A 12,642-nucleotide genomic window follows, 5' to 3' on the forward strand; every position below is an offset into this window, starting at 1 on the left:
GCGCCCGGGGCTCACGACGAGAGCGCGTCGTCGCTGGCGGCTGCGGCCGCGGCACGGCGCGCCTCGGCCTGCTCGCGCAGCCGGCGCAGCTCGGCCGGGTCGATCATCGGCATCGTGTCGCGCTGGCTGGCGTCGCCGATCTTGGCCACGTACCAGCCGCGCGCCCAGGCCAGCAGGAATCCCAGCGCGGCCAGCAGCGCCAGCACCAGCAGCGACATATGCGGCGTGGAGAACGCCAGGACGAAGGCACCGAGCGCGAGCAGCAGAAAGAGCCAGTACATGACGATCTCCCCAAGGATGGGCGCAGTGTAGCGCTGCCTGGGCGACCGGTTCCACGGTGAACCTCCAGGCCGTCCGTCCGGCGCCGCCGCGCTACAACAGCGGCGACGTCAGCCGCGCCAGCGCCTCGGGCAGCCGGTAGCGCCACAGCGAGCGCTGGCGGTCGTCGCGCACCTGCACCGCGTCGGCGATCTCGCGGCCGATCAGCGCGGCCAGTTCCTGGGTCAGCTGGCGGTCGCGGAACATCGCCGCCACCTCGAAGTTGAGCCGGAAACTGCGGTTGTCGAAGTTGGCGCTGCCGACGATGGCGAGATCCTCGTCGACGATCAATGCCTTGCTGTGCAGCATGCGCGGACCGTACTCGTAGATCTTGACCCCGGCCTGCAGCAGTTCGTCGAAATACGAGCGCGCCGCCAGCGTCACCAGCCGCGAATCGCTGCGCTTGGGCACCAGCAGGCGCACGTCGAGGCCGCCCAGCGCGGCAGAGGTCAACGCCATGCGCGCGGCCTCGCCCGGCACGAAATACGGCGTCACCAGCCAGACCCGCCGCTGCGCCTCGTAGATCGCCGCGACCTGCATGCGGTGGATGCTTTCCCACGATGAATCCGGGCCGGACACCAGCACCTGCGCCTGGATCGCGCCCTCGTCGCGGCCGGGCATGTCGTGCGGCCAGATTTTGGCCATGTCGAAGGTGTCGCGGCCCTGGCGGGTGGCGTACAGCCAGTCCTCGACGAACACCAGCTGCAGGCTGCGCACCACGTGGCCCTCGCAGCGCACGTGCAGGTCGCGGTACGCGTCCGGGCGCAACGCTTCGTTCTCCTCGTCGGTGACGTTGATGCCGCCGGTGAAACCGATGCGGCCGTCGATCACCACGATCTTGCGGTGGGTGCGCAGGTTCACCCACGGCCGCTTGAACTTGAACGGGCGCAGCAGCTGGGTGGGATGGAACCAGGCCGCCTCGCCGCCGGCGTCCAGCAGCGGCTGCAGGAAACGCTTGCGCACCTGCGAGGAGCCCACCGCGTCGAGCAGCAGGCGCACCTTGACCCCGGCGCGTGCGCGCTCGACCAGCGCGTCGCGGATGCGCGTGCCGCTGCGGTCGGGATTGAAGATGTAGTACTCCAGGTGCACGTGGTGCTGCGCGGCGGCGATGTCGCGCACGATCGCGTCGTAGGTGGCGGCGCCGTCCACCAGCCACTGCGCGCTGGTTGCCGAACTCGGCGCCAGCCCGGTGGTGGCCTGGGCGATCTTGGCCAGCTCGGTGCAGTCGGCGTCGGCCGGGCAGACGCTGCTGTAGTGCTCCATGCCCGAGCGCGAGCGGCCGCGGCGCAGGCGCTGCCGCTTCACCCTCTGCGGGCCGAGCAGGTAGTAGATGACGAAACCCAGGTACGGCAGCGCCGCCAGCGACAGCACCCAGCTCAGCGTCGCCGCCGGCTCGCGTTTCTGCAGCACGATCCAGCTGCTCAACCACAGGATGTACAGCAGATAGGCGGCGGTGACGTAGGCGCCGAAATGGGGGATGCCGGTGAGCCAGTCCCAGGTGTTCTGCAGGGTCGCGAATACGAACATCGGCGGATTCTACGGGGCGCGCGCGACTCCTGCGCGTGGCGCTGAAAGATTCAGCGTCGTCCGGTCGCCGTCGCAGTGGCTGAGACGGTGGCGGCGTACCCTGCGCCGATGAGCACGGCCATCAAGGGACGCGGCGCCGGCAGCCACCTGCCCGGCCGCTTCGAACGCACCATCAGCCAGGCCGAGGACGACGGCTGGCACCCCGACGACAGCGAGGAATTCGCCACGCCGCGGCTGCGCACGGAAGTGCGCGAGGAGACTGCGCGCAGCATCATCAGCCGCAACCAGTCGCCGGATGTGGGCTTCTCGCAGTCGGTCAATCCCTACCGCGGCTGCGAGCACGGCTGCAGCTACTGCTTCGCCCGGCCCAGCCATGCCTATTTGAACCTGTCGCCGGGGCTGGACTTCGAGACCCGCCTGTTCGCCAAGACCAACGCCCCGGACCTGCTGCGCCGCGAGCTTGCCAAGCCCGGCTATGTGCCCAGCCCGATCGCGCTGGGCATCAACACCGATGCCTACCAGCCGATCGAGCGCAAGCTGCAGCTGACCCGGCGGCTGATCGAGGTGCTGTGGGAAACCCGCCATCCGTTCTCGCTGATCACCAAGAACGCGCTGGTCGAGCGCGACCTGGACCTGCTGGTGCCGCTGGCGCGCGAGAACCTGGTCAGCGTGCACTTCTCGGTCACCTCGCTGGACCCGCGCCTGTCGGCGCGGCTGGAGCCGCGCGCCTCGGCACCGCATGCGCGGCTGCGCGCGATGCGCACGCTGCACGAGGCCGGCGTGCCGGTGGGGGTGATGGTGGCGCCGGTGATCCCATGGATCAACGACCACGAGTTGGAAGCGGTGCTGGAGGCGGCGCATGCCGCCGGCGCCGACTCCGCCGGCTACGTGCTGCTGCGCCTGCCGCACGAGGTGGCGCCGCTGTTCCGCGACTGGCTGCAGGCGCACCATCCCGACCGCGCCGCGCACGTGATGAGCACCGTGCAGCAGCTGCGCGGCGGCAAGGACTACGACAGCGCCTTCGGCAAGCGCATGCGCGGCGAAGGCGTCTATGCCGACCTGCTGGCGCGGCGCTTCGCGCTGGCGCACAAGCGCCTGGGCTACGCCGAACGCGCGCGCCGGGCGCTGGACTGCAGCCGCTTCGTCAAGCCGCTGCCGCCGCGTGCGCCATCGCCGCAGGGGGAGTTGTTTTGAGGCCGGGATTTGGGATGACCAGCCATTCGGCTGTGGAAAGCGGGGATTGGCGATTCGTAAGAGCGCGCAAAGGCTTGCTGCGGTAGCCGCTGACCTTGTCCAGAATTCCGGCCGTAAGGGCTGCCGCGTTGACCGAAACGGATCCGGCTGGCGAGGAGAACGTGCGCCAACCCGCTACCAGACGAAGGCCGACTGACGAACAGCCGTCGCATCCCACTTTTGCGAATCCCCAATCCCGAATGCCTAATCCCGGCCGTACAACGCCTGCGCCGACTGGAACAGGATCCAGCTGGTGGCGATGAACTTGTCGCCGCCCTGCGGGCGGTTGCCGCGATGGGTGTGAGTGAACGCGGTCGGCGCGATCAGCAGGCTGCCGGCGCGCGGTGCGATCTTGCGCTGCTGGAACAGGAATTCGGTCTCGCCGTCCTGGAAATCATCGTTGAGGTACAGCGTCCACAGCAGGTGCCGGTGCAGGGTCTCGGCACTGGGATCGCGCGGGTACAGCTCGCAATGCCAGTACGGATAGCCGCCCTCGCCCGCGTCGTACCATTGCAGGTTGATCGCGCCCGGACGCAGGCAGGTGCGGGCCAGGTTGGACAGCGCCGCGTCGTCGAGCAGCGCGAAATCGTCCGCACCGAGCCGATGCGGCTGGCCGTCGGCACCGGGGACCTGCAGCATTAGCGGCGAGATCAGCGCCTGCGGATACTTGCGCAGATAGCCGAGCAGGCCGGCGAACACCGCCTGTTGCAGCCGCTGCTCCACGTCGCGCCACGGCTCCAGCCCGCTGATGCGCAGATCGCGGCTGCGCTTGAGCTCGGGGAACACGCCACTGCCCACCTCGCCCGGCTGCAGCTGCGCGCTGGCGCGCACGCGGCGCATGATCGCGGCGCAGTCCTCGCGGGACATGGCGCCGTCGAAGACCTCGATGAAATCGGGATTGGAATCGGACATCGCGCGACCTTACCAGCGATCCCGCGCCGTCGCAGCTGCGCTGACGCCAGGAAGCTGCAGCTGATGGCGACCTAACCCTTGCGGGACGCCGCCGAACCGCCACGGATCGAGTAGCCGAGCAACACCAGCCAGGCGACCAACGCCAGCAGCGTGGGCAGCTGGAACTTGCTGGACGTGCCGAGGGTGAAGCTCCTGGCGGCAAAGAAGATCAGCACCCACAGCGCGAGATTGCCGGCCACGATCAGCCGCCGCGCCTTGTGCCGGGTCAGCCAGGAAATGACGCTCGGCATCAGCGCGATCGGCGCGGTCGCGAAGAAGAACAGGAGGAAGACGGTCTGGTTCATGGCAGTCCTGTTCTCTCTTCAGTTCCGTGGATGGAGGCCTGCTGCATGGTGAGTGACATGCCGCAGCGCGGGATGGGCTGCCGGCAATTATCGCCGTGATCGCCCGGCCTGATTCTAGGCCTTTCCGGATACTTGGCGTACTGCTCCCATGCGCCATCGAGCGTGCACTGAAATACCGGGTTTGGCAGCTGCCTGTGAAACGCGATCGCTGTAGCCCGCAACGGCCAAAAAGCGCGCTAAGCCGATCCACTAGACGAGCCCTATCGGAGCGAAGTACCGGGTCTGGCCAAATGGCAAGCGGCCCACACTGCGCAACCCGTGATTGCCCACGCGATAAGCGCCAGCGCGCCATAGACGAACTGGGCGCCGTCATGATGGACAACGACGCCGTCAAAGTAGCGTCCCTCGCTGTTATATGGCAAACGCGCGGACTGGAAGGCCATCATCGTCGCGAGAGCGCCAACGGCCGCAGCAGGCAGCGCCAAGGCAGCCGAGAAAACAGCAGCTAGAACGCGTCGCTTCGGCATTGTGCTTTTCATTCAAAGGACGTCCCGTCGAGCACCAAAACTCGCATGCCAAGTGGACTCGATCCACGGTTCCGAAGCGGACCTAGCGAGCCAGGCACTCGAACCAAGCGAACCGTGAGGTCCATCGTGCGCTTAGAAGTAGCCGCCCTCCGCTTCGCGCCATATCTCATAGCCTTCCAGTTCCTCTGCGGTCACCGAGGACTGCTGAACGAAGTGCGCCTCCCAGCCGGAAAAGGAAGCCTTGGAGATCGGCAGATGCCCCATGCCCAACGGTTCGCCGTCCGGCCTGTCGGCGCCGGCCATGTACAGCGTGGATTCGTCGATCGCCTTGGGAGGTTCGGGATACACGTTGCTGTAGACACGCACATGGACGCCGTGATCGTCCAGCTTGAGGATCTTGAGCGGGACAAAACTCCCGTTCTCGCGCTCGGTCACGTAGAGGCCGCCCTCCAGCCACTGGCCAGCGGCAACCGGCGATGCGACAACGGCTGTTCCGAACAGAACGGCGAGTAATCTTTTGAGCATGGCCGCCTGATGCCTGAGTCGAGCCGACCATTGAGCGTCAGCATTGGCTTGATCAAATTAGGTGAACGCCTTCCTAGCATTGCAGGAAGAAGTAGACGAACGCCAACGCAAAACCGCCGATCCACACGGCAAGCATCGCGGCAAATCCGGACGCGATGACGGCACAGCGCCAAAACCAGCGCATGCCGCGCGAACGCCGGACCAGCCAAGCGAAAAGCCAGCCACCGGCGGCCACGCCCACCGCGACGACGAGCCAGCCCAGCATGTTGACGAGCGGATTCTTCGGGCCGAATTCCGGCGGACATTGGGTCGTCGCCCATACGGGCGCGGAGAACGCCAGCAACAGCAATGCAGCAAAAAGCCCAGCAGCTTTCGAACGGCCCGGCCGGATTTCCATGTGCTCTTCGCGCCTGAAATGAGTCCTGCCACGCAGCGGCATCGGATCGGATGAACTAGGCCGCAGCCCACCCTGCCTGGTTGCTGAAAGTTTCATAGCTCACCGACGTGTCGAAGGCGCCGGGCGCCTGGCCGGACTTGAGTTCGTATGCAGCGCTCGCGAGTTCCAGGAGGGCTTCGAAGTCCATGTCCTTCGGGAACTCGGCCGGATCGGACAGCACGGACGCATAGAAATCCGGGCCGTTGGCCACCACGCAGCAACGGGCGTATAGGAACAGATCCACGGAGAAGTGCTTGCCGTCGGCGTAGGCATCCGCACCGATCTGCTTGGCATGGGCCATCGTGTCCAGGGCGTACAGCTTCTGGCTCAGGATCTCCTCGAATGCGGCGATGTCTTCCAGCGAACGCTTGGCCAGTTCCTTCACGGCCGGCTTGAGCACCGCATCGTCGTCGCCGGTGCGTTTCCAGTTGAGCAGGCCGATGATGCGCCAAAACGTTGTTTCATCCATTGCGACACGCTTCCTGGCAGCTCGACGGCGATCGGGCCGCGCGATCGTGGCCCGACGCCATCCTCTCCGACAACGGCAGACCCGTCAATTTCCTGCGTCATCGATCGGCGAACCCGCGCATCCGAACGAGATGCCACGTTCTACGGTTTTCGCGGGACGACTTCGAACATAAGCACCAGAGCGCTTTGTCATATTCCAGGTGACATCGCACCGCTTTGGCTACTTCCAGCCGAAGAACATCGGTACGCGCAAATGCAGGTGCTGGTCTGCAAGTCGAAAATGCCACGCGGCAGGCGCTGGTGGCGCCGCCGACCGTTTTACGGATTGACGTCCAGATGGCGGCCTGCGAGGTGCTGCTCAAGAGCATCGGGAAATACGTGGACGGAGTACCGCCCCGCCACATCAGGCCATGGGCGCCTCGTGCTCGATCTTGCAACAAATCTCTGAAGCTGCCGCCATAGATCCTTCGCAGCCGGCGACGCCGGGTTGCCGATGCACTTGAATCGACCCTGTGCCCAATGGAACTCGGATCGACCAATAGAATCCGGACGCTCTTGACCTTGGGGGTGGAAGCGAAGGTGATATGGACCTGGCAGGTTGGCGCCAAACCAAGGTGTAGTCTGCGTGCCTTCCAAAGGCTGTGACCAGCCGAGGAAAGGATCCGCTACGACCGTATCGGGCACCATTCGGTCACCAGATGGGATGTTGAGGTCGCCAGACGAAACGTGCCACAAGACGTACTCCTGCGGATGGACATGATCTAGTTGCCGAATCGCGCGCCAATGGTGCGTGCTGCCGGACTGCCCGGTCTTGACGATCCAAGCCAGATCGGGCGCCGCGTTAAGCCAAAGACGCAGGATCTCGATGTCTTTGGCTGTTGCATGCATCAGGATCATAGACATCGCTGTTGCCGCCGAACGCTTGGGTTAAGTCGCCACGAGGCGACTCCGGGCTTGAACTGGCTGCTTGCTGAAAAATAGTGCTTGAGGGAGCACGCGATCATGTAAAAATGGGTAACTGATCGTTGCTTTCCTGAAAAAAACAGGATGACTAGTATAGAAGATCGACGTAGTAGACCTTCTTCGCTCCAAAAGCACCGCATCCCTGGGTCGATGTGTATTGAAGCACTACGGTTGTCCTGGAACTTGCTGCCGAGAGGACCGCCGAATATTTTTCTTTGGCGATTTGATCGCTTGAGAAATCTATCACCCATCTGCCATCAGATGCGCATTCGTTGTTCGTAGGCTGGTTCTCAACCCACACCGATGCGTAACTGCCTTCGACGACTACACGCGATATCTTTCCTCGTTGAGTGGTGTCCGCAAAGGCGAAGCCGGACACAAGAAGCAATAGCAACCCCAAAGTAAATTTCATTCGATGTTCCCCCTTTTATTCGAAAATAACGCGCCTAGCGATTTTTCAGCATCTGAGTCAAGAAGTCCGTCGGTACCCGTTCGTGCATAAGCATCCGATCTGGCGGGCTTCTCGAAGACGCCCATGCACGTGCGAAACGGGAAGAGCAACCTGGTCGCGCATGGCCAATAGGCGACGACCTAGCCCCGTGCGTCGTCGTGTTCCACATGGTACCGCACCGCTTCGGCCACTTCGTTTTTCGAGCCGAGGAACACCGGCACGCGCTGGTGCAGTTGCTCGGGCTGCAGGTCGAGAATGCGCGCGCGGCCGGTGCTGGCGGCGCCGCCGGCCTGTTCGACCAGCAGGCCCATCGGGTTGGCTTCGTACATCAGGCGCAGCTTGCCGGCCTTGCCCGGATCCTTCTTGTCCCAGGGATAGATGAAGATGCCGCCGCGGGTCAGGATGCGGTGCACGTCGGCGACCATGCTGGCGATCCAGCGCATGTTGAAGTTCTTGCCGCGCGCGCCTTCGTTGCCGGCGAGCAGGTCGGTGACGTAGCGCTGCATCGGCGCTTCCCAGTGGCGCTGGTTGGACATGTTGATCGCGAACTCGGCGGTGTCCTCGGGGATGCGCATGTCGGCCTGGGTGAGCAGGAAGCTGCCTTCCTCGCGCTCCAGGGTGAAGGCGTGGGTGCCGTGGCCCAGGGTCAGCACCAGCATCGTGCTGGGGCCGTAGATGCAGTAGCCGGCGGCGACCTGGGCGGTGCCCGGCTGCAGGAAGTGTTCGTCGCCGGGCTTGTCGGTGCCGGGCGGTGCGCGCAGCACCGAGAAGATGGTGCCGACGGAGACGTTGACGTCGATGTTGGAGCTGCCGTCCAGCGGATCGAACAGCAGCAGGAAATCGCCGCTGGGATATTTGTCGGGCACCGGCTGGCTGTGGTCCATTTCCTCCGACGCGCACGCCGCCAGATGCCCGCCCCAGGCGTTGGCTTCGAGCAGGATGTCGTTGCTGAGCACGTCGAGCTTCTTCTGCGCCTCGCCCTGCACGTTGCCGGTGCCGGCGTCGCCGAGCACGCCGCCCAGGGCGCCCTTGCTGACCGCGATGGAGATGCGCTTGCACGCGCGCGACACGATGGTGATGAGCTGGCGCAGTTCCGGGCCGATGCGGCCGGCGTGCTGTTCTTCGATCAGGAAGCGGGTCAGCGAGGTTCGCGACATGGGCGCAGGCAGCCTTTCGTGGGGAAGATGCGCCTATTGTCGCGGCTGTTGCGTGAGATTTCGATTAGCGGGCGGGCGATGGCGTCACCCTGTCGCAGCGAAAGTGTGCTGGCGGAAGATGGCGTGTGCTGGTGGTGCCATGCGTCGGGGCTGAAGCCCCTCCCACAAAAAGTCGGGCTTGCGCGGATTCGCGTGCGCATCGCACAAAAAAAGCCGGAAGCGCTTGCGCTTCCGGCTTCGTACTGCAGCAGCGTGGCGGATCAGCCCTTGTGCACGGCGGCCACGGCCTGGGTCACGTAGTCCAGGTTGTTCTGGCTCAGCGCGGCCACGCAGATGCGGCCGGTGCCGACCGCGTAGATGCCGAACTCGTCGCGCAGCCGGTCCACCTGCGCCTTGCTCAGGCCCGAGTACGAGAACATGCCGGCCTGCTGCTGGATGAAGCCAAACTCCGGCGCGCCGAGGGCGGCCAGCTTCTGCACCATGCCGGCGCGCAGCGCGTGGATGCGCTCGCGCATCTCGGTCAGTTCCTGCTCCCACATCGCGCGCAGCTCGGGGCTGTTGAGCACCCCGGCCACCAGCGCGGCGCCGTGCGTGGACGGGCTGGAGTAGATGGTGCGGATGATGCGCTTGACCTGCGACTGCACCGCCTTGCTCTCGGCCGCGGTGGCCGAGACCACCGACAGCGCGCCGACGCGCTCGCCATACAGCGAGAACGACTTGGAGTACGAGCTGGCGACCACGTAGCTGTCCACGCCGGCCTCGGCCAGCAGGCGCACCGCGTAGGCGTCCTCGTCGATGCCCTTGTCGAAGCCCTGGTAGGCGATGTCGACGAACGGGAACAGGTTGCGTTCCTTCAGCAGCGCGGCGACGGTGCGCCACTGTTCCTGGGTCAGGTCGGCGCCGGTCGGGTTGTGGCAGCAGGCGTGCAGCAGCACCACGGTGCCCGGCTCGAGCTTGTTCAGGTCGGCGAGCATGCCGTCGAAGTTCAGGCCGTGCGTGGCCGCGTCGAAATAGGTGTACTCGACCACGTCGAAGCCGGCGGCCGAGAACACCGCGCGGTGGTTCTCCCAGCTCGGATTGCTGATGGCGATGGTCGAGGTGGACAGCAGCTTCTTCAGCAGGTCCGCGCCCACGCGCAGCGCGCCGCTGCCGCCGATGGTCTGCGAGGTGGCGACGCGGCCGGCGGCCAGCAGCGGCGAGTCGGCGCCGAACAGCAGTTTCTGCGTGGCCAGGTCGTACGCCGGCAGGCCGTCGATCGGCAGGTAGCCGCGCGGCTTGGCGTCCTGCGCCAGCTGCCGCTCGATCTGCTGGACGGCGCGCAGCAGCGGGATGCGGCCGCTCTCGTCGTAATAGATGCCCACGCCCAGGTTGACCTTGGTCGGGCGCGAATCGGCGTTGTAGGCCTCGGTCAGGCCCAGGATCGGGTCGCCTGGGACCTGTTCCACGTTTGCAAAGAAGGACACGGCGGTACTCGTTCGTTGGCGAAGGGTGGGGGGCCGGGAGGAACCGGAGCCGGCGCGGTCAAACACCCCATCCTAACAAACGCAGGCCTTGCGTGGCGGGGCTTTGCGCCGCGCGGCGTGCGGCGCGGCGGCGCATGCGCGATGATGGCCGCATGCCCAATCGCCATCCCCTCGCCCTGCTCTGCGGCCTCTGCGCCCTGGGGCTGTCGCCCGTCGTCCGCGCTGCCGAGGCCGACGCCGATCCCGCCACCTTGCCGGTCGTGCAGGTCCAGGCCGCGCGGGTCGGCGGCGTGGACGATTTCGACCTGCCGGCCTCGTTGACCTCGATCGGCTTGGGCGACAGCGACCGCACCGGCGTGCAGGTGTCCGAGGCCCTGTCCGGCGTGCCCGGGCTGCTGGCGCGCGACCGCCAGAACTACGCGCAGGACACCCAGCTGTCGATCCGCGGATTCGGCGCGCGCTCGGCGTTCGGCGTGCGCGGCGTGCGCCTGCTGCTGGACGGCATCCCGGCGACGATGCCGGACGGCCAGGGCCAGCTGTCGCACTTCAACCTGCTGGGCGCCGAGCGCATCGAGGTGCTGCGCGGCCCGTTCTCGGCGCTGTACGGCAATTCCTCGGGCGGTGTGGTGCAGCTGTGGAGCGGCGACGGCCAGCCGGACGATCCGTGGCGGCTGCGCAGCACCGTCGGCAGCAACGGCACGTTCAGCACCGGTGCGCAGCTGCAGGGCCAGCAAGGCAACGTGCACTACAACGTCGCCGCCACCCACTTCCGCACCGACGGCTACCGCGACCACAGCCAGGCGCGGCGCGAATCGATCAACGCCAAGTTCGGCTTCGACCTGGCCCCGGGGCGGCGCCTGGACCTGGTGCTGAACTACCTGGACGCGCCGTGGGCGCAGGATCCGCTGGGCCTGACCCGCGCCCAGTTCGATGCCGATCCGCAGCAGGCCACGGCCGTGGCGACCCAGTTCGATACGCGCAAGTCCACGCGCCAGGCGCAGGCCGGGGCGATCTTCACCCAGCAGGTGGACCAGCAGACCTGGCGGCTGATGGGCTACGCCGGGCGCCGCGACGTGCAGCAGTACCTGGCGGTGCCGGTGGCGGTGCAGGCCAATCCGCTGCACGCCGGCGGGCTGATCGACCTGGATGGCGACTACGGCGGCATCGATGCGCGCTGGGCCTGGCAGGGCGAACTGGGCGGGCGGCCGTTCCAGTTCACCGTCGGCGCCAACGCCGACCGCCAGAAGCAGCACCGTACCGGCTACGAGAACTTCGTCGGCAGCACGCTGGGGGTGAAGGGACGGCTGCGCCGCGACCAGGAAGATCAGGTGCAGAACGTGGACCAGTTCGCGCAGGCCTGGTGGCAGTTCGGCGCGCGCTGGTCGCTGCTGGCCGGGCTGCGCCACAGCCAGGTGCGGTTCCGCTCGGACGATGACTACGTCGTCGGCCGCAATCCCGACGACAGCGGCCGCACCGACTACTCGGCGACCACGCCGGTGGCCGGGGTGGTGTTCCGCGCCAGCGACGACCTGCGCTTCTACGCCTCGGCCGGCCGCGGCTTCGAGACGCCGACCTTCAACGAACTGGGCTACCGCAACGACGGCGGCGCCGGCCTGGCGCTGGACCTGTCCGCGGCCAGGAGCGAAAACATGGAACTCGGCATGAAATGGCGCGACCAGGCCGGTGCGGCCTGGGAAGCGGCGCTGTTCCGCGCCAACACCGACGACGAACTGGCGGTGGCCAGCAACACCAACGGCCGCAGCACCTACCGCAACATCGGCCGCACCCGCCGCCAGGGCGCCGAAGCCAGCTACCTGCTGCCGCTGGGCGATACCGCGCAGTTGCAGCTGTCCTACACCTGGCTGCAGGCGACCGTGCGCCAGGCTTACCTGACCTGCGCCAGCAGCGGCTGCGCCACGCCGACCGCGGTGGTGGCGGCCGGTGCGCGTCTGCCCGGCGTACCGCGCCAGCAGTTGTTCGCGCGCTGGCAGTGGCAGCCGCGGGTGTGGCAGTTCGCGGTCGAAGGCGTGGCCGCCGGCGACACCGTGGCCAACGACCTGGCCACCGCGACCGCCCCCGGCTACGCGCTGCTGAACCTGGAAGCCTCGCGCCGCTGGAACACCGCGCACGGCGTGCTGCGCACCTTCGCGCGCATCGACAACGCGCTCGATCACGCCTACATCGGCTCGGTCATCGTCAACGACGGCAATGGCCGCTACTACGAGCCGGGTCCGGACCGCGGCTATACCGTCGGCGTGCAATGGGATTTCGCACACTGAGATTGCCGTCGCACCAGCGGCCGCGCGGTTCGCCCGACG

At 66.6% G+C, this 12,642-nt stretch carries 13 protein-coding genes; 2 read left to right on the top strand and 11 right to left on the bottom strand.

Annotated elements, in window-relative coordinates; genetic code table 11:
* Positions 1-11: 11 nt before the first annotated feature.
* Both NUG20_RS00080 and cls read right to left on the bottom strand, forming a co-directional pair.
* Positions 12-281 carry a hypothetical protein gene (locus tag NUG20_RS00080; protein WP_263396461.1) on the bottom strand — a complete coding sequence of 90 codons (270 nt, stop codon included), beginning with the start codon at positions 279-281 and terminating at the stop codon, positions 12-14.
* 91 nt (positions 282-372) lie between these two features.
* Positions 373-1,845 carry a cardiolipin synthase gene (gene cls, locus NUG20_RS00085; RefSeq protein WP_263396462.1) on the bottom strand — a complete coding sequence of 491 codons (1,473 nt, stop codon included), beginning with the start codon at positions 1,843-1,845 and terminating at the stop codon, positions 373-375.
* 108 nt (positions 1,846-1,953) lie between these two features.
* On the opposite strand from cls, the gene NUG20_RS00090 reads away from it, so the two are divergent.
* On the top strand, positions 1,954-3,039 hold the full coding sequence (locus NUG20_RS00090) for a PA0069 family radical SAM protein (RefSeq protein ID WP_263396463.1): 1,086 nt from the start codon (positions 1,954-1,956) through the stop codon (positions 3,037-3,039).
* Between the two features lie 243 nt (positions 3,040-3,282).
* On the opposite strand, the gene NUG20_RS00095 is transcribed toward NUG20_RS00090, so the two are convergent.
* From NUG20_RS00095 to NUG20_RS00135, 9 genes are all read right to left on the bottom strand, one after another.
* A complete protein-coding gene (locus NUG20_RS00095; protein ID WP_263396464.1) occupies positions 3,283-3,990 on the bottom strand; it encodes a 2OG-Fe(II) oxygenase in 708 nt (235 codons plus the stop codon).
* 71 nt (positions 3,991-4,061) lie between these two features.
* A complete protein-coding gene (locus NUG20_RS00100; protein ID WP_263396465.1) occupies positions 4,062-4,334 on the bottom strand; it encodes a hypothetical protein in 273 nt (90 codons plus the stop codon).
* 659 nt (positions 4,335-4,993) lie between these two features.
* The gene (locus NUG20_RS00105; protein WP_263396466.1) at positions 4,994-5,386 is read right to left on the bottom strand and encodes a hypothetical protein; all 393 of its coding nucleotides are present in this window, start codon (positions 5,384-5,386) and stop codon (positions 4,994-4,996) included.
* Between the two features lie 73 nt (positions 5,387-5,459).
* A complete protein-coding gene (locus tag NUG20_RS00110) occupies positions 5,460-5,783 on the bottom strand; it encodes a hypothetical protein (protein ID WP_263396467.1) in 324 nt (107 codons plus the stop codon).
* Positions 5,784-5,838: 55 nt separating this feature from the next.
* On the bottom strand, positions 5,839-6,291 hold the full coding sequence (locus NUG20_RS00115; RefSeq protein ID WP_263396468.1) for a DUF4240 domain-containing protein: 453 nt from the start codon (positions 6,289-6,291) through the stop codon (positions 5,839-5,841).
* 317 nt (positions 6,292-6,608) lie between these two features.
* Complete coding sequence (locus NUG20_RS00120; RefSeq protein ID WP_263396469.1) at positions 6,609-7,193, bottom strand: hypothetical protein; 585 nt, start codon at positions 7,191-7,193, stop codon at positions 6,609-6,611.
* Positions 7,194-7,341: 148 nt separating this feature from the next.
* Positions 7,342-7,665, bottom strand: coding sequence for a hypothetical protein (locus NUG20_RS00125; protein WP_263396470.1), 324 nt, complete (start codon positions 7,663-7,665; stop codon positions 7,342-7,344).
* Positions 7,666-7,844: 179 nt separating this feature from the next.
* Positions 7,845-8,861, bottom strand: a complete 1,017-nt coding sequence (locus NUG20_RS00130; protein ID WP_263396471.1) for a class 1 fructose-bisphosphatase — start codon at positions 8,859-8,861, stop codon at positions 7,845-7,847.
* 260 nt (positions 8,862-9,121) lie between these two features.
* Positions 9,122-10,324 carry an amino acid aminotransferase gene (locus NUG20_RS00135; protein ID WP_263396472.1) on the bottom strand — a complete coding sequence of 401 codons (1,203 nt, stop codon included), beginning with the start codon at positions 10,322-10,324 and terminating at the stop codon, positions 9,122-9,124.
* 152 nt (positions 10,325-10,476) lie between these two features.
* Here NUG20_RS00135 and NUG20_RS00140 point away from each other — a divergent pair, with 152 nt between their 5' ends.
* Positions 10,477-12,603, top strand: a complete 2,127-nt coding sequence (locus tag NUG20_RS00140; protein WP_263396473.1) for a TonB-dependent receptor family protein — start codon at positions 10,477-10,479, stop codon at positions 12,601-12,603.
* Positions 12,604-12,642: the final 39 nt, after the last annotated feature.

It is taken from the genome of Xanthomonas sp. CFBP 8443 (genome assembly GCF_025666195.1).
Classification (GTDB): Bacteria; Pseudomonadota; Gammaproteobacteria; order Xanthomonadales; family Xanthomonadaceae; genus Xanthomonas_A.